At 70.6% G+C, this 16,010-nt stretch carries 14 protein-coding genes and 1 pseudogene; 7 read left to right on the top strand and 8 right to left on the bottom strand.

The features are described 5' to 3' along the window. Positions 1-189: 189 nt before the first annotated feature. From ACO2Q0_RS15665 to ACO2Q0_RS15655, 3 genes are all read left to right on the top strand, one after another. Positions 190-1,977, top strand: a complete 1,788-nt coding sequence (locus ACO2Q0_RS15665) for a DUF885 domain-containing protein (RefSeq protein WP_423352840.1) — start codon at positions 190-192, stop codon at positions 1,975-1,977. Further along, positions 1,977-3,785 carry a DUF885 domain-containing protein gene (locus tag ACO2Q0_RS15660; protein ID WP_423352452.1) on the top strand — a complete coding sequence of 603 codons (1,809 nt, stop codon included), beginning with the start codon at positions 1,977-1,979 and terminating at the stop codon, positions 3,783-3,785. The genes ACO2Q0_RS15665 and ACO2Q0_RS15660 overlap by 1 nt, the downstream gene beginning before the upstream one ends. Positions 3,786-3,911: 126 nt before the next feature. Next, positions 3,912-5,729, top strand: a complete 1,818-nt coding sequence (locus ACO2Q0_RS15655) for a DUF885 domain-containing protein (RefSeq protein WP_423352451.1) — start codon at positions 3,912-3,914, stop codon at positions 5,727-5,729. A 9-nt stretch (positions 5,730-5,738) separates the two neighbouring features. Here ACO2Q0_RS15655 and ACO2Q0_RS15650 read toward each other — a convergent pair whose 3' ends face one another. Next, a complete protein-coding gene (locus tag ACO2Q0_RS15650; protein ID WP_423352450.1) occupies positions 5,739-6,500 on the bottom strand; it encodes a LytTR family DNA-binding domain-containing protein in 762 nt (253 codons plus the stop codon). Between the two features lie 117 nt (positions 6,501-6,617). Between ACO2Q0_RS15650 and ACO2Q0_RS15645 the strand changes: the two genes are divergently transcribed. Beyond that, positions 6,618-7,250 carry a DUF2306 domain-containing protein gene (locus tag ACO2Q0_RS15645; protein ID WP_423352449.1) on the top strand — a complete coding sequence of 211 codons (633 nt, stop codon included), beginning with the start codon at positions 6,618-6,620 and terminating at the stop codon, positions 7,248-7,250. Between the two features lie 42 nt (positions 7,251-7,292). Then, positions 7,293-7,925 carry a glutathione S-transferase family protein gene (locus tag ACO2Q0_RS15640; protein WP_423352448.1) on the top strand — a complete coding sequence of 211 codons (633 nt, stop codon included), beginning with the start codon at positions 7,293-7,295 and terminating at the stop codon, positions 7,923-7,925. Here ACO2Q0_RS15640 and ACO2Q0_RS15635 read toward each other — a convergent pair. From ACO2Q0_RS15635 to ACO2Q0_RS15620, 4 genes are all read right to left on the bottom strand, one after another. Next, positions 7,897-8,286, bottom strand: coding sequence for a VOC family protein (locus ACO2Q0_RS15635; protein ID WP_423352447.1), 390 nt, complete (start codon positions 8,284-8,286; stop codon positions 7,897-7,899). The two genes, ACO2Q0_RS15640 and ACO2Q0_RS15635, sit on opposite strands and share 29 nt — an antisense overlap. Before the next feature lie 152 nt (positions 8,287-8,438). Further along, a complete protein-coding gene (locus ACO2Q0_RS15630) occupies positions 8,439-10,448 on the bottom strand; it encodes an elongation factor G (RefSeq protein ID WP_423352446.1) in 2,010 nt (669 codons plus the stop codon). A 176-nt stretch (positions 10,449-10,624) separates the two neighbouring features. Continuing rightward, positions 10,625-12,181 carry an EAL domain-containing protein gene (locus ACO2Q0_RS15625; protein ID WP_423352445.1) on the bottom strand — a complete coding sequence of 519 codons (1,557 nt, stop codon included), beginning with the start codon at positions 12,179-12,181 and terminating at the stop codon, positions 10,625-10,627. A 104-nt stretch (positions 12,182-12,285) separates the two neighbouring features. Beyond that, on the bottom strand, positions 12,286-12,558 hold the full coding sequence (locus tag ACO2Q0_RS15620) for a hypothetical protein (RefSeq protein WP_423352444.1): 273 nt from the start codon (positions 12,556-12,558) through the stop codon (positions 12,286-12,288). Positions 12,559-12,668: 110 nt separating this feature from the next. On the opposite strand from ACO2Q0_RS15620, the gene ACO2Q0_RS15615 reads away from it, so the two are divergent. Then, positions 12,669-13,154, top strand: a complete 486-nt coding sequence (locus tag ACO2Q0_RS15615) for an NUDIX hydrolase (RefSeq protein WP_423352443.1) — start codon at positions 12,669-12,671, stop codon at positions 13,152-13,154. Between the two features lie 40 nt (positions 13,155-13,194). After that, a complete protein-coding gene (locus ACO2Q0_RS15610) occupies positions 13,195-14,298 on the top strand; it encodes a Ca2+-dependent phosphoinositide-specific phospholipase C (RefSeq protein WP_423352442.1) in 1,104 nt (367 codons plus the stop codon). Here the strand turns inward: ACO2Q0_RS15610 and ACO2Q0_RS15605 are convergent. The 3 genes and pseudogenes from ACO2Q0_RS15605 to ACO2Q0_RS15595 all read right to left on the bottom strand — a co-directional run. Beyond that, positions 14,295-15,011: a hypothetical protein gene (locus tag ACO2Q0_RS15605; protein WP_423352441.1), complete on the bottom strand. Its 717-nt coding sequence runs from the start codon at positions 15,009-15,011 to the stop codon at positions 14,295-14,297. The genes ACO2Q0_RS15610 and ACO2Q0_RS15605 overlap by 4 nt on opposite strands. A 200-nt stretch (positions 15,012-15,211) precedes the next feature. Then, positions 15,212-15,409, bottom strand: a complete 198-nt coding sequence (locus tag ACO2Q0_RS15600) for a cold-shock protein (RefSeq protein ID WP_240606517.1) — start codon at positions 15,407-15,409, stop codon at positions 15,212-15,214. Positions 15,410-15,628: 219 nt separating this feature from the next. Further along, positions 15,629-15,817: pseudogene (locus tag ACO2Q0_RS15595) on the bottom strand (cold-shock protein); the annotation flags it as partial. Positions 15,818-16,010 lie beyond the last annotated feature (193 nt).

Here is a 16,010-nt window from a genome sequence, read left to right as displayed (position 1 = left end):
TTGAGCGCGGGCATATCAGCCGATCCCACCGGCTTTTCCTAGGGCGCGCGGCAAGGTCATGCCGCATTACCTGGAATTAATGCGCGCTTTCGTGCGCGTTCGCTTGCCCGGTCGGCGCCGCGGCCTCTAAGCCTTCACGTCTCAGGTTACGAGAATGGGGAGGCGCGCGTGCACAACCGACGCCAGCTGATGATCGCCGCGGGGGGCCTCGCGGCGCTCGCCGCCACCCGGGCCTACGCCCAGTCCGCGCCCTCCGGGGCCGAGGCCCAGCTCGCCCGCCTGCTGGACGAGATCTTCAAGGAGACGCTCGACGACAGCCCTGAGCTGGTCACCTCGCTCGGCCTCGACAAGGGCGAGCGCGCGGCGGCCAAGGCCCGGCTGCACGACGCCTCCCTTGCCGAAATCGCGCGCCAGAAGGCCAAGAACACCGACCAGCTCCGTCGCCTGAAGGCGATCGACCGCAAGCAGCTCTCGGGCATGGCCGCGGTCAACTACGACACCCTGCTGTTCGAGCTGGAGACCACCGAGGAGGGCAACCGCCGCTTCGCCTACCCAGCCGGCGGCAGCCCCTATGTGCTCGCCCAGATCTGCGGCTCCTGGCAGGAGGTGCCCGACTTCCTCGACAGCCAGCACACCGTCGAGACCCGCGCCGACGCCGAGGCCTACATCGCCCGCCTGGAGGCCTTCGCCGCCAACATGGACGCCGAGGTCGAGCGCGTCCGCCATGACGTGGGCCTGGGCGTGATCCCGCCCGACTTCGCCATCAACGGCGCCCTGGCCGGCATGAAGGTGCTGCGCCAGCCGGCCGAAAAGTCGACCCTCGTCACCTCGCTCGTGACCAAGGCCAAGGCTAAGGGCGTCGCCGGCGATTGGCAGACGGCCGCCACGAAGGCCTACGAGGGCAAGGTGATCCCGGCCCTCGATCGCCAGATGGCGCTGCTGGAGAGCCTGAAGCCCCGCGCGACCCACGACGCGGGCGTCTGGAAGCTGACGGACGGCGAGGCCTACTACGCCCACATGCTGAAGGCCCAGACGACCACCGCCATCTCGCCGGACGAGGTGCACAAGCTGGGCCGCGACGTGACCGCCGAGCTGTCGGCGCGGGCCGACGTCCTCTTCAAGCAGCTCGGCTATACGAAGGGCACCGTCGGCGAGCGCTACATCGCCCTCTACGAGAGCAAACAGGGCGTCTATCCCAACACCGACGAGGGCAAGGCCAGGATCATCGCCGACCTCAATCAGGTGGTGAAGACGATCACCGCCCGACTGCCGGAACAGTTCGGCACGCTGCCCAAGGCGCCGCTGGAGATCCGGCGCATCCCGCCGGCCACCGAGGGCGGCGCGTCCACCCACTACGAGGGGCCCAGCCTCGATGGCTCGCGCCCGGGCGTCTACTGGCTGAACCTGCGCGACACGGCCGAGAGCCCGTATTGGTTCCTGCCGACCACGACCTACCACGAGGGCCTGCCGGGCCATCACATGCAGATCTCGATGCAGCTCGAAGCCGACCTGCCGATGATCCGCCGGGTCATGGGCTTCGGCGCTTACGCCGAGGGCTGGGCGCTCTATTCCGAGCAGGTCGTCCAGGAGATGGGCCTCTACAAGGGCGAGCCGCTGAACGAGCTGGGCTACATCCACGACGCCCTGCTGCGCTCGGCGCGTCTCGTCACCGACTCCGGCCTGCACCACCTCAAGTGGACGCGCGAGAAGGCCATCGCCGAGATGCGCGCCATCGAGGGCGATCCCGAGCCGCTCGCCGCCCAGGAGATCGAGCGCTACTCGGTCTGGCCGGGCCAGGCGTGCAGCTACATGGTCGGCAAGGTCACGATCCTGCGCCTGCGCGAGAAGGCGAAGAAGGAACTCGGGCCCAAGTACGACCCGCGCAAGTTCCACGACGCCGTCCTGCTGTCGGGCTCCATGCCGCTGACCGCGCTGGAGAACGTCGTCGACCTCTACATCGCCCGGACCAAAGCCTGATGGACCGCAGAAGCTTCCTCGCCGCCACGGCCGCTGCGGCCATGGCGCCCGCCCTCGCGCGGGCGCAGACCCGCACGCCCGAGGACGCCAGGCTCCGCGTGCTCTTCGACGACATCTTCGAGGAGATCCTCAACCAGTCGCCCGAGACGGTGACGCGCCTGGGCCTGCACAAGGACCGCCGGGTCGAGCAGAAGGCGATGCTGGACGCCCAGTCCATCGCCAGCCTCGAGGCCGACAAGGCTCGCAACGCCCGCAACCTCAAGCTGCTCAGGACCATCGACCGGGCCAAGCTCAGCGACCACGAGGTCCCGCACTACGACGCGGTGATGTTCACCACCGCCGCCAACGACGAGGCGAACGGGCGGTACGTCTACGGCAACGGCGGCGCCGGCCAGCCCTACGTCCTGTCCCAGCTCACCGGCAGCTATCAGGACATCCCCGATTTCCTCGGCACCCAGCACACCATCGAGACCAAGGCCGACGCCGACGCCTACCTCTCGCGCCTGGAAGTCTTCGCCTCGGTGATGGACGAGGAGACCGAGCGCGCCCGCCGGGACGTCGGCCTGGGCGTCGTCCCGCCCGACTTCGTGCTGGAGCGCGCGCTGCATCAGATGGGCAATCTGAAGGTCGATCCGGCCGCCTCGCCGCTGGTCACCTCGGTCGCCACCCGGGCCAGGGAGAAGGGCGTCCCCGGCGACTACGCCGCCCCCGCCGCGAAAATCTATTCCGACAAGGTGGTCCCCGCCCTGGACCGCCAGATCGCGCTCCTCAAGTCGCTCCAGCCCAGGGCCGTGCATGACGCCGGCTGCTGGCGCCTGCCCGACGGCGAGGCCTATTACCGCGACGCGCTCCGCAGCTCGACCACGACGACGCTGACGCCCAAGGAGATCCACGAGCTCGGCCTGGAGCAGGCCAAGGCGCTGTCGGCCCGGGCCGAGGTCATCCTGCGCGGCCAGGGCCTGACCCAAGGGTCGGTCGGCGAGCGCATCCAGCACCTCTTCAAGGACCCGAAGCAGCTCTATCCGAACACCGACGAGGCCAAGGAACAGCTTATCGCCGACCTGAACCGGCTCGTCCGCGACATGCAGCCCCGCCTGTCGCAGATGTTCGGCCAGCTCCCGAAGGCCCCCGTCGAGATCCGCCGGGTGCCCAAGTTCATCGAGGCCGGCGCCCCAGGCGGCTACTACAACCGGCCAGCCCTCGACGGCTCGCGGCCCGGCATCTACTGGATCAATCTCCGCGACAGCGCCGAGAACCCGCGCTGGACGCTCAAGACGCTCACCTACCACGAGGCGATCCCGGGCCATCACCTGCAGCGCTCGCTGCAGCAGGAGGCCGACCTGCCGATGCTCCGCCGCATCGCCGGCTTCTCGCCCTACTCCGAGGGCTGGGCGCTCTATTCCGAGCAGGTCGCGCTGGAGATGGGCGTCTACAAGGACGACCCGCTGGGCGAACTGGGCCAGATCCAGGCCTCGCTGTTCCGCGCGGCGCGCCTCGTCGTCGACACCGGCCTGCACGACATGCGCTGGAGCCGCGAGAAGGCGATCGCGACCATGACCTCCATCGACGGCTCGCCGGCCAGCTCGGCCGCCACCGAGATCGAGCGCTACTGCGTCTGGCCTGGCCAGGCCTGCAGCTACATGGTCGGCAAGCTCACCTGGCTGCGCCTGCGCGAGAAGGCCAAGGCGGCCCTCGGCGGCCGCTTCGACATCCGCAAGTTCCACGACGCCGCCCTGCTCTCGGGCGCCATGCCGCTCACCGTGCTGGAAAGCGTCGTCGACCGCCACATCGCAGCGTCCAAAGCATAACGATCACCGTCATCCCGGCCGCAGCGAAGCGGATAGCCGGGACCCAGGGGCCGTGCGCACTGCAGAACCTCCTGGGTCCCGGATCGGCCTTCGGCCGTCCGGGATGACGGGCATGGGAGAACCAGGATGACCCTTCACCGCCGTCACTTCCTCGCCGCCTCGACGGCCGCCGTCCTCACGCCGGCGCTCAGCCACGCTCAAGGATTGGAAGACGCCAGGCTCCGCGCCCAGCTCGATGCCATGTTCGAGACCCTGGTCGACGAAAGCCCCGAGTTCGCCACCCAGCTCGGCCTCGACAACGGCCGCCGCGCCGCGCTGAAGGCCGAGCTCGACGACAACTCGCTGGCCGACAAGGCTCGTCGCCTCGAGCAGACGCGCGGCTGGGTGAAGGCGCTGAAGACCATCGACCGGTCCAAGCTGTCCGACAGCGCGAAGATCGATCTCGACACGGTCCTCTACGTCCAGGAGCGGGCGGTCTATTCCGGCGACCGCTACAAGTTCGGGAGCGTCGGCCGAAACTACAGCCCGTTCGTGGTCAGCCAGCGGACCGGCTCGTACCAGGACATCCCCGACTTCCTCGACAGCAGCCACAAGGTCGCCAATGCGCAGGACGCCGAGGCGAACCTGTCGCGCATCCGCGCCTTCGCCCGGCAGATGGATCAGGACCTGGAGCGCCTGAACCACGACGTGGCCATGGGCGCCGTCCTGCCGGAGTTCGCCGTGCCGCTGGCCATCGGCCAGATGAAGGCGCTCCGCGATCAGCCGGCCGCCCAGACGGTGCTGGTCACCTCCCTGGTCAAGAAGACGAAGGACGCCAGCATCCCCGGCGACTGGGGCGCGCGCGCCGAGAAGATCGTCCAGGCCGAGGTGTTCCCGGCGCTCGACCGCCAGATCGCCGCCATGGAGGCCCTCAAGGGCAAGGCGCGGCCCGACACCGGCGCCTGGGCGCTGCCGGACGGCGAGGCCTACTATGCCGATGCGGTGAAGAGCTCGACCACCACCGACTACACGCCGGAGCAGGTCCATCAGATGGGCCTCGACCAGGTGGCCGAGTACACCGCCCAGATCGACGCCATCCTGAAGTCGCAGGGCATGACGCAGGGCACGGTCGGCCAGCGGCTCGCCGCGCTCAACAACGACCCCAAGCAGCTCTATCCGAACACCGACGAGGGCCGCGCCCAGATCCTGGCCGACCTGAACAAGCAGATCGCCGACATCTACAAGGACCTGCCGAAGGCCTTCCGCACCATGCCCAAGGCGCCGGTGGAGGTCCGCCGGGTGCCGGTGTTCATCCAGGACGGCGCGTCCAACGGCTACTACCAGTCGCCGGCGCTCGACGGCTCGCGGCCGGGCGCCTTCTACATCAACCTGAAGACCACCGCCGACTGGCCCCGCTACAACCTGCCGACGCTCACCTATCACGAGGCGGCGCCCGGCCATCACATGCAGATCGCCATCGCCCAGGAGAACAAGGCGATCCCGATCCTGCGCCGCACCGGCTTCGGCAACTCGGCCTATTCCGAGGGGTGGGGGCTCTACGCCGAGCAGGTCGCCGACGAGATGGGCGTCTATGCGAACGACCCGCTGGGCCGCGCCGGCTACCTGCAGTCGTTCCTGTTCCGCGCCGCCCGCCTGGTCGTCGACACCGGCATCCACCACAAGCGTTGGACGCGCGCCCAGGCCACCCAGTACATGGTCGACACCATCGGCTATCCGGCGACCCGCTCGCAGCGCGAGGTGGAGCGCTACTTCGTCAGTCCCGGCCAGGCCAACACCTACAAGGTCGGCCACACCGTCTGGGTGAAGGTGCGCGAGGACGCCCGCAAGAAGCTCGGCCCGAAGTTCCAGATCGCCGACTTCCACGACGCGGCGCTGCTCTACGGCAACATGCCCATGACGGTGCTGCAACGGCACATCGCCGACTGGGCGGCCCAGAGAGCCTAGAGGGCGGGCCTAGAACCAGCCGGCGTCCTTCAGCGCCGGCGCCTGGCTGCGGCTGACCGGGACGACGAGCCCGCCCCGCAGCCGCGCCTCGCCCGCGCCCCTGCGCCAGCGGACGTCCTCGATGGCGTCCGCGGCCACCCACCATGACCGGTGCGTCCGGAAGCCCGGCGCCTCCGACAGCTCGGCCAGGGCGTCGGCGAACCGCGCCGTCACCAGCTCGGCGCCGGCATCGGTGTGGACCCGCAGGTAGTGGTCCTCGGCCTCGACCGCGATCAGCGCCGCGGTCCGCCGCTTGGCCGACAGCCGCTGCCGGAAGACGAGCGTCGGGTCGGGTCCATCGCCCGCCGGGGCCGGGGCGGGCTCCAGCTTCGCCAGGACGAGCTGGCGCAGCGCGGTGACGGCCATGGCCAGCAGATAGACCTGGAACGCCAGCCCGGGCAGGTCGAAGACCGCAAGGGGCGCGCCGAACATCAGGTGCGCCACGATGACCACCAGTCCCATGATCGGCGGCGTCATCAGCACGCTCACCGCCGCCAGCCTGGGCCAGAAGCCGTTCAGCCGCCGCCGCACCGCCTCGTCGATGGCGATGCCGAACAGGCCGCCGCCGACGATCAGGATCAGCCAGTAGGCCATGCGCTCGGCGAGCGGCCGCTCCGCCGTCTCGTAGGGGCCGAGGAACGCCACCACCATGCCCGCGGCCACCAGCAGCGAAAGCTCCGTCGCCAGATGTCGGACCAGGGTCGGGGAGGGGGCGGAGGCGACTCGCTTCACAGCCCGACTGTGCCACCGGCGCCGTTCGCGCAGAATTGGCGCCGTTCGCGGATTTGGCTCTTCCGACGCCCGCAAACCTCGGCAGGTTCGCCTCCATTCGACCAGAGGGGCCGATCGATGAAGACCGTTCTCGCCAAGACCGCCTGGGGGCTCGCAGCCTTCCTGAGCGTCGCCGTGGCGCTGTTCTCGTACCGTTATGTGATCTCCGCGGGCCTGCTGGCTCCCAACGTCATGGCGAACCTCATGGCCAGGCCCTGGATCGCCGTGCACGCCGCCGGCGCGTCGACCGCCCTGCTGGTCGGCGCCTTCCAGTTCCTGCCGGGCGTCCGCCGCAGGACGTCGCTGCACCGCTGGCTTGGCCGCATCTACGCCGCCGGCTGTCTGGTCGGCGGGGTTGCGGCCCTCATACTCGCGCCCACCACCACTGCGGGCCCGCTCGCCACCGTGGGCTTCGGCCTGCTGGGCGTCATCTGGATCCATGTCACCGTCCAGGGCTGGCGCACCGCGCGCGCCCGCCGCTTCGACGAGCATCGGCGCTGGATGATCCGCTCCTTCGCGCTCACCTTCGGCGCCGTCACCCTGCGCATCTACCTGCCGATCGGCCCGCTGCTCGGCCTGGACTTCATGCAGACCTATGTCCTGGTCTCGTGGCTGTCGTGGGTTCCGAACCTGGCGATCGCCGAGGCCTGGCTCCGGCGGAATGGCGGGAACCGGTCGCTGCTGACAACCCCTGTCAGCAGCCGGGCGTAGGATCGCGTGCGGTTGGCGAACCCCGCTTATGGAGCGACCCCGATGTCCGACGAACTCGTCTTCTACACGAACCCCATGTCCCGTGGCCGGATCATCCGCTGGATGCTGGAGGAGGTCGGCCAGCCCTATACGACGAAGATCGTCAACTGGGGCGAGAACAAGAGCCCCGAGTACCTGGCGGTCAATCCGATGGGCAAGGTGCCGACGATCGTCCATGGCGGCGTGGTGGTGACCGAATGCGCTGCGATCATCGCCTATCTCGCCGACGCCTTCCCGCAGGCGGGCCTGGCCCCGCCGCCCAGCTCCAAGCTGCGCGGCCCCTATTACCGCTGGCTGTTCTTCGGCGCAGGCCCGATCGAACAGGCCGTCTCCACCAAGTTCCTCGGCGTCGAGCCGAACGAGGAGCAGAAGGGGATGGTCGGCTTCGGCAGCATGCAGGACGTCCTCGACACCCTCGAAGGCGCCCTGAAGGACCGCGAGTACCTGGTGGGCGACAGCTTCACGGCCGCCGACCTCTACATCGCCTCGCACCTCGGCTGGGGCATGCAGTTCGGCACGCTCGAGAAGCGGCCGGTGTTCGAGGCCTACGTCGCCCGCTGCACCGCGCGCCCGGCCGACAAGCGCGCCGTCGAGATCGACGACGCCCTTATCCCCCAGCCCGAGCCGGCTGAATAAGGTCCCAGCCCATCCCGTAGAGGTCCTCGAAGACCGCGACGGTCCCGTACGGCTCTCGTCGCGGCGCCTCGCGGAAACGCACCCCGGCCGCGATCATCCTGCGATGGTCGCGGTCGAAGTCGTCCGTCTCGAGGAACAGGAAGACGCGGCCGCCGGCCTGCTTGCCGACCATGTCGGCCTGGTCGCCTGTCGCCTTCGCCAGCAGCAGGCCCGTCTGGCCGCCCGCCGGCCGCACCACCACCCAGCGCTTGCCGCCGCCCATGTCGGTGTCTTCCACCAGCTCGAAGCCGAGCTTCCCGACAAAGAACGCGATCGCCTCGTCGTAATCGCGAACGAGGTAGCTGAGCTGGGCGAGATGCATGAGTCGCAGCTTAGCTCCTCCCCCGTGCAACGGGGGAGGGGGACCACGAAGTGGTGGAGGGGGCGTCGCCGGCGCACTGCGGCCGTAACGCCCCCTCCGTCAGCTTCGCTGACACCTCCCCCGCGTCGCGGGGGAGGAGCGAGGCCCGCCCCTTACGCCCCTTCGCGCGCCAGCTTGCCGGCTTCCTCGGCCAGCCGGCCGTGCAGTTCGCTCATGTGGTCGAAGTCGGCCTCGAAGGCGCCGAGGCCCTGGGTCAGGCCCCGGAGCTCGGCGATCAGGTCCTGCCGCTCGCTCTGAGGCAGGTAGGCCTCGATCCGCTCCCAGCCCCGCCAGTCTTCCCGGGGCCCGAGGCCCAGGATCTGCCCGCGCCGGGCCGTCAGCGCCGAGGTGACGTTCGAGGCGGCCGGCGAGGGCGAATAGACCACCAGCTTCTCGATCGGCTCCAGCAGGGTCGTGCCGGCCTGCTTCATCGCCTCCTCGATGGCCAGGCGGCCGACGGTCCGGAACGCCATTTCCGAGGAGTCGACGCTATGGGTCTGGCCGTCGATCAGCGTCACCTCGAGGTCCGTCACCGGATAGCCGGAAGGGCCCTTGGCGAGGCCGTCGCGGACGCCGTCCTCCACCGCCGGCACCCACTGCCGGGGCACCGCCCCGCCGACGATCTTCGAGACGAAGACGAAGCCCGACCCGCGGGGCAGGGGTCTCGCTTCGATCGTCACGTCGGCGAACTGGCCGTGGCCGCCCGACTGCTTCTTGTGCCGCGACCGCTGGGTGACGGCCTGGCGCAGGGTCTCGCGGTAGGGCGTCTTCGGCTGCTCGGTGTCGATCTCGACGCCGTAGCGGCGCTTCAGCCGCTCCAGCGCCAGCCGCACATGGCCCTCGCCCTGGCCGGCCAGCAGGATCTGCCGCGCCTCGGGGTCGTGGGTCAGCGAAAGGCCGCGATCCTCCTCGGTCAGCTTCGACAGCGCGCCCGACAGCCGCACGTCGTCGTTGCGGTTCCTGGCGACCAGGGCCACGGCGAACAGCGGCCGCCTGGACCTGCCGTCGGCCTTCCCGCTCTGTGGCTGGCCCGTGGTCGACAGGATCTGGCCGGCGAGGGCCTCCTCGACCTTGCCGATGGCGCAGATGTCGCCAACCGGCGCCTGCGCGATCTTCTTCAGCGCCGCGCCCTGCACCGAGAACAGCCCGCCCGCCCGGCGCTTCTGGCCGTCGGGCAGCACGAACTCGGCGCCGTCGGACAGTCTGGCCCCGAACGTCCGCGCATAGGCGAGCTTGCCGGACTGCCCGGCGTAGGCGGCCTTCAGCACATAGGCGCCCTCGGTGATGCCGATCCGCTCGGCGGCCTGCGAGGTCGGCGGCGCCTCGTGGCGCAGCGCCTTCAGCAGGCGGGTGACTCCGAAGCCGTTGGCGGCCGAGCCGAAGAACACCGGCACGATCAGGCCCTGGTTCATCTCCCGCACGAGGTCGGCGAACACCGCGTCGCGGGTGGGCATGACGTCGGAGAGCAGCTGCTCCAGCAGCTCGTCGTCGAAGTCGGCGATCTGCTCCAGCATGTGGAAGCGGGCCTCGGCCTCGGCGTCGCGCAGGTCCTCGGGGATCTCCGCCTGCAAAGGCTCGCCCGGCCGATAGACGAAGCACCGCTCCAGCGCGAGGTCGATGAAGCCCGAGACCTTGTCGCCGTCCCAGGTGGGGATCTGCCGCGCCACCAGCGGGGCCGACGACACGGGCGCCAGGGCCTCCAGCAGCTCCTGCAGGCTGCCGCGCGCCTGGTCCATCTTGTTGATGAAGAGCGCGTGCGGCACGCCCAGCCGTTCCAGCTCCCGCAGCGTCGGCTGCAGGAGCACCGCCTTGGCCGGGTCGGGCTCGGCCACCACGACGGCCAGGTCCACCGCCGGCAGGGCGGCGTCGAGCTCGGCGCAGAATTCCAGTGATCCGGGGCAGTCGACGACCACGTATCGGTCGCCCATGAAGTCGAAGCCCGCCAGGTTCAGCTCGACGGAATGGCCGCGGGCCTTGGCCTCGGGGCTGCTGTCGCCCACCTCGCCGCGTCGGTCGGCGGCGCCGGTGGCCTGCAGCAAGGCCTCCATCAGGGCGGTCTTGCCGGCGCTTGTGGGGCCCACGAGCGCGAGCGCCCGAACGGACCCCTTTTCCTGGATTGCCATGGTCGCATCTCCCAGCATCAGGAGCGTCTTGGACGCTCCCGATGTCCCCCGGGTGCGAGCCCGTCCAAGGCGCGATGATGGGCGGCCGACGACCAGTCTGGGCTGGCCGACGCCGCCCGATGGCAGAACCCTACGCCTGAGTTTTCGCGGGCGCCGTTCCCGAGTTCGTGATCGACTTACCGCGCGAGCGCCGGCCGCATGCCCGGCGGCTTGATACGCGTCTCCGGCTCGTCGGCGGCGGCGCCGTAGAACCAGCCCTGGGCGTAGTCCACCCCGGCCAGACGGACGGCGCGCTCGGCCTCGGCGGTTTCGACCATCTCCGCCAGCGTCTTCACGCCCAGCTCCCGGCACATGTTGACGAGGTGCCGGATGAAGGTGCTCTCCCGGCCGCCGTGCTGCAGCTCGCGGATGTAGCGACCGTCGATCTTGAGGATGTCGATGGTGAGCTGCTGCAGATAGGCCAGCGACGCCGCGCCGGCTCCGAAGTCGTCGAGGCAAACCTCGCAGCCGGCGGCCCGCAACGCTTGCAGCCTTCGATCGGCGGCGGCCAGGTCGTCGATGGCCGCGCTCTCGGTGATCTCGAGGATCAGCCGGTCCTTGATCCCGGGTCGGGCCTTCAGCATCCCCTCGGCCCGGGCCACGAAGGCGTCCGAGCCGATCGTGCGGCCCGAGATGTTCACCGCCAGCGAAACCTTCGGCTGGGCCTCCAGCACGTCCAGCGCCTCCTCCAGGATCGCCAGGTCCAGAGGCTCGATCAGGTCCATCTCCTCGGCCGCCCGGATCGTCGGGAAGGGGCTCGCCGTCTCGCCGAACCGCACGAGGACTTCATGATGGCTCACGCGGCCGTCCATCAGGCGCACCACGGGCTGGTAGGTCAGGCGGAACTGCCGCTCGCGGATGGTGGCGCCCAGCGCCCGGGCGTCGTCCAGCGCGCCTTCCAGCGCCCCTTCGAGCGCCGCACCCAAGCTTTCGGGGCAGGCTGCGCTCAGGCCGTCCTCCACGAAGCTGTTCAGGGCGAAGCGAAGGGCCTTGATGGCCTGTTTCGAGCCGTCGACGCCGCTCATGGCGACAAGCCCGGCCTCGGCGGCCACCGGGGCCTTGATCAGCTTCGCCAGCCGCGCCTGCAGGCCCCGGGCGTCGTCGCCCTTGGCGCGCACCAGCGCGAAGCGGTCCTCGCCCAGCTCCGTCGCCGCCTCGCCGCGATGGGCCAGCGAGCGCAGCACGCCCGAGAGCTGCTCGGTCAGCGCCCCACGCTCGTCGTCGTTGGCCGCCTCCAGCGCCTGGGACAGGCCGGCGAGCTCCACGAGCGCCAGTTCCAGGCCCGGATCGTCGGCCAGCTTGGCGGCCATCACCTCGAAGTCCGCGCGGCTCAGCAGGCCCTCGCCGGCCGCGCCGCCGGCGCGCGCGAGGGCGCAGGAGATGGCGCCGTCGTTCTGCGGCAGTCGGAACGCCGAGAGGCTGGCGCGTCGCGGGGCTTTCGCAGGATCGGTCGCCAGGCTGACCAGCAGCGGCCCGGCCCGCGACCCCGCCTCCAGGCCGTCGAACAGCGCCGCGACCATCGCGTGGTCGCGACCGTCCACGAACTGCCGCCAGGTGCGTCCGACCAGGGAGCCTTCGGCTTCGCCGGACAGCGTCTCGCTGGCGCCGAGCGCGAACGCGATCCGCCCGTCCGCGCCGATCTCCATCAGGAGGTCGGCCCCGGCGAAGGCGAAGCCGAGCATCCGATGCGACATCAACTCCAAGTGGTCGGAATCCTTCGCGAATGGGGCGGGATCTTAAGCGCGCGCGGCTTAAGCCCCGGTTTCGCAAGGTGGTTGACGGAAGGTTGCTGCCTGCCTCAGGCGGCGGCTCGGCCGCGACGCGGCTTCAGCATGCGCTGGCGGTCCTTCAGCACGGCGTACAGGCGCTCGCGCTGGTGCTCGCCGCCCGGCAGCAGGCTGCGGCTGTTGTGGATCTCGACGTCGTGGGCGGCTTCCCTCGCCACCGCCTCCATCGCCTGGGGATCGACGCGCCAGAGGAGGTCCACCAGGTCGTGGACCAATAGCTCGAGGGTCGCCACCCGCGCGACCAGGTCCCGGCGACTGGTGCGGATATCCTCGGCGGGCGGCATCGCTGGCATCCATCCTTGGGTTACGCTTACGATCCCGGCATGCTGCGTACGCACATCTTAAGGTTTCAATATCGCGCGCCGGCCTCAGCTCCCGGTTTCAGGGGCGGCGCATGAACGGGCTTCCGGAACGGCCCACCGCGCGCGTCGTCCTGCTCGATCGCCAGGATCGCATCCTGCTGATGAAGGGCCGCCTGCCGTCGCGGCCGCAAGGCGAGGGCGCCTGGTTCACCGTCGGCGGCGGCGTGGAGCCCGGCGAGACGATGGCCGAGGCCGCGATCCGGGAAATTCGCGAGGAGACGGGCATCCTCGACTTCGACCTGGGTCCGGTGCTCTGGCGCCGCGAAGGCGTCATGCGGCTGCCGACGCCGACGCTGCTGCGCGAGTGCTACTTCCTGGCCCGCTGCGAGGGCGCCGAACCGGACCGCGCCGGCTGGAACGCGCTCGAGCGTGAGCTGATCGACGACATCCGCTGGTGGCGGCGGCAGGAGCTGCTGACCACGCCGGACCGCGTGTTCCCGCCCGGTCTCGCCCACCTCCTCGAGGACGTGATCGCCGGCCGCCTGCCGGCCGAGCCCGCCGTCCTTCCGTGGATGTGACTGTCGTCCTATCGTCAAGCGCACCCGGTACAGGATCGCCATGCTCAGCCTGATCTTCGCCGCAGCCCTCGCCGGCGTCTCGGCCATCCCCGCCGACTGCGACCTGGAACGGCCCTCCGGCGCCGGCGGCTGCACCCGCGCCGCCGTCGACGCCCTGCCGATGAACGCCCTGCAGGCGATCGGCACCCACAACTCGTACAAGCTGGCGATCGCGCCCAACGAGATGGCCATAGTGCGCGCGGCCGACCCGCGGCAGGCCGACGCCCTTGACTACAGCCACCCGCCTCTCGACGCCCAGCTCGACGCGGGCGCGCGCCAGCTCGAGATCGACATCGCCAATGATCCGCAGGGCGGCCTCTACGCCACGCCGCTCGGCTACCGCATGGCCGGGGCCAAGGCCGAGCCCTACGACCTCACCCCGCTCAAGGCCGCAGGCCTGAAGGTGCTGCACGCCGCCGACGTCGACTACCGCTCGAGCTGCCCGACCTTCGCCGCCTGCCTGAAGACGGTCCGCGCCTGGTCGCAGGCCCATCCCGACCACGTCCCGATCCTGATCCTGCTGAACCTCAAGGAGGGCGGGCTGAAGCTGCCAGGCGCGGTCCAGTCGCCGCCGTTCGACGCTGCGGCCATGGACGCCATCGACGCCGAGATCCGCGACGTCTTCCCGGACGCCGCCCTGATCACACCCGACAAGGTCCAGGGCCGCCATCCCACGCTGCGGGAGGCGGTGGCCGCCGGCGCGTGGCCGAGGCTGAAGGACGCCCGCGGCAAGGTGATGATCGCCTGCGACTGCCCGGCCGGTCAGGTCGCCCTCTACCGCGGCGCCCGGAAGTCGCTGGAGGGCCGCGTCGCCTTCGTGAACGTCGAGGAGACCTCGCCGGCCGCCGCCTACATCACCCTGAACGAGCCGCTCGAACAGGCCGCCCGTATCGCGGCCGCGGTGAAGGCCGGCCTCATCGTCCGCACCCGCGCCGACGCCGACACCTGGGAGGCCCGGTCGAACGACCGCCGCCGTCAGGACGCGGCCTTCGCTTCGGGCGCCCAGTACGTCTCCACCGACTACATGAGGGCCGATCCGCGGCTCGGCCCCTACACGGCCCGCTTGCCGGGCGGCGGGGTCGCGCGGCTCACGCCGGCGCGCTAGACGGGCGGCGTCTCCAGCGCGTCGACCTCGAGTTCGGAGTCCGCGACAGCGGCCGGATCTTCCGCGCTCGGCTGCGCCGCGACAGCCGCAGCGCCGGCCGGGTCGACGACGGGAAGCGGGGACGCCTGGGCCGTCGCGGCCGTGTCCGTGCTGGCGGCTGGAGCTTCGGGCGAGGCGGCGACCTCGACCGGCTGGAGGCCAGGCGCGGTGCCCGGCGGCGGCTCGGGCAGGCGCGGCGGGGGCGCGGCCTGGGCCTGCATCACCGGGACCTCTGCGGGCGGGGCGTCCGTCTTGTCCTTGTCGCCGTCCTTCTTGTCGTCGTTCATCACGGCCTTGCCGATCTGCTTGCCGACGAAGCTGCCGGCGATCTTGCCGATCGGGCCGCCGGCCGCGCCGGCCAGGCCGCCGATGATCCCGCCGACGGTGCTGCCGGCCTTCTCCTTGGTGACGAGCTTCTTCTTTTTCTTCTTGCTCCCGTCGACCTCGGCCGGGGCGACCTCGGTCGCCGGAGCAGGAGCCGGTCCGCCGAGAACGGGTTCCGCCGTGGCGTCGGCGGCCGGCGGCGGGGTCGCGGCGTGCGAAGGCGGCGGGGCGGGCGCGCCCAGCACAGGTCCGCCCTCGACGGGGAACTCGGACGGCGGCGGGAGCTGCGCCCACGCGCTTGCCGGGGCGATCATCGCCCCGCAGATGGCGGTGGTCAGCATGAGACGCATTGCGGTCTCCTCGAAGCGCGGTCCCTCGCAGTCGAGGGCTCTCAACGCCTTGGGAGGGCCAGCGTTTCAGCTTGGCCTTGGGCCGCATCCGCGAGCCGGAAGCCCTGCGGCCAAAGAAAAAGGGGGCCGAAGGCCGCATCGGTGCGGCCCCGACCCCCTCTGTTCTCATCGATCCCCGGGCGGACCCAGGGCTCGCCGTCTTAGCCGGTGACCTTCAGGTTCGTCGCCGAGGTCTTGCCCGACCGACGGTCCTGCTCGAGGTCGAAGTTGACCGTCTGGCCTTCGTTCAGGCCCGACAGGCCGGCCTGCTCGACCGCCGAGATGTGGACGAAGATGTCCTGGCCGCCGCCGTCCGGCTTGATGAAGCCGAAGCCCTTGGTGGGGTTGAACCACTTCACCGAACCCGAGCCCGAGCCGGCCGGTTCGCCGCGCGAACGCTCGCCGCCGCCGAAGCCGCCGCGACCGCCGCCGCCGCCGTAGCCGCCGCCACCGTAGCCGCCGCCGCGGTCACCGTAGCCGCCGCCGCCGCCGTAGCCGCCGCGATCGCCGCGGTCGCCGAAGCCGCCGCCCGACCGACGCGGAGCCGGCGCGCCTTGCGCCGTCACCACGATCGAAGTCGCGGCCAGCTTGCCGGAACGCCGATCCTGCTCGAGTTCGTACTCGACCTGGTCGCCTTCGTTCAGGGCGTCGAGCCCCGCCTGGGCCACCGCCGAGATGTGAACGAAAATATCTTGTCCGCCGTCATCGGGCTGGATGAAACCGAAGCCCTTGGCCGTGTTGAACCACTTGACCGTGCCGCTCGCCATTCGCCGTAACCTACCGAGATAGAAGAGTCTGCGCCGCCGCCCAGGGTGACGCCCGGCCAATCCACGCGACGGGCCGTGTCGACGTTGTAGCTGTGGAAACCCGGCGTGCCTAGCGCCCAAGGGCGGGACCCGTGACATGGGTCTGCAAACAGCCTATCTAGCGCGCCCTTTCGGGCACAGGTGGAGTTGACGG

The sequence above is a fragment of the Phenylobacterium sp. VNQ135 genome, from assembly GCF_049445735.1.
Classification (GTDB): domain Bacteria; phylum Pseudomonadota; class Alphaproteobacteria; order Caulobacterales; family Caulobacteraceae; genus Phenylobacterium.
This window is presented reverse-complemented; position numbering and strand designations above follow the sequence as displayed.

Coding starts and splice junctions, on each gene's coding strand:
- ACO2Q0_RS15665 (WP_423352840.1), top strand. CDS start 190: ATGATCGCCGCGGGGGGCCTCGCGGCGCTCGCCGCCACCCGGGCCTAC.
- ACO2Q0_RS15660 (WP_423352452.1), top strand. CDS start 1,977: ATGGACCGCAGAAGCTTCCTCGCCGCCACGGCCGCTGCGGCCATGGCG.
- ACO2Q0_RS15655 (WP_423352451.1), top strand. CDS start 3,912: ATGACCCTTCACCGCCGTCACTTCCTCGCCGCCTCGACGGCCGCCGTC.
- ACO2Q0_RS15645 (WP_423352449.1), top strand. CDS start 6,618: ATGAAGACCGTTCTCGCCAAGACCGCCTGGGGGCTCGCAGCCTTCCTG.
- ACO2Q0_RS15640 (WP_423352448.1), top strand. CDS start 7,293: ATGTCCGACGAACTCGTCTTCTACACGAACCCCATGTCCCGTGGCCGG.
- ACO2Q0_RS15635 (WP_423352447.1), bottom strand. CDS start 8,286: ATGCATCTCGCCCAGCTCAGCTACCTCGTTCGCGATTACGACGAGGCG.
- ACO2Q0_RS15630 (WP_423352446.1), bottom strand. CDS start 10,448: ATGGCAATCCAGGAAAAGGGGTCCGTTCGGGCGCTCGCGCTCGTGGGC.
- ACO2Q0_RS15625 (WP_423352445.1), bottom strand. CDS start 12,181: ATGTCGCATCGGATGCTCGGCTTCGCCTTCGCCGGGGCCGACCTCCTG.
- ACO2Q0_RS15620 (WP_423352444.1), bottom strand. CDS start 12,558: ATGCCGCCCGCCGAGGATATCCGCACCAGTCGCCGGGACCTGGTCGCG.
- ACO2Q0_RS15615 (WP_423352443.1), top strand. CDS start 12,669: ATGAACGGGCTTCCGGAACGGCCCACCGCGCGCGTCGTCCTGCTCGAT.
- ACO2Q0_RS15610 (WP_423352442.1), top strand. CDS start 13,195: ATGCTCAGCCTGATCTTCGCCGCAGCCCTCGCCGGCGTCTCGGCCATC.
- ACO2Q0_RS15605 (WP_423352441.1), bottom strand. CDS start 15,011: ATGCGTCTCATGCTGACCACCGCCATCTGCGGGGCGATGATCGCCCCG.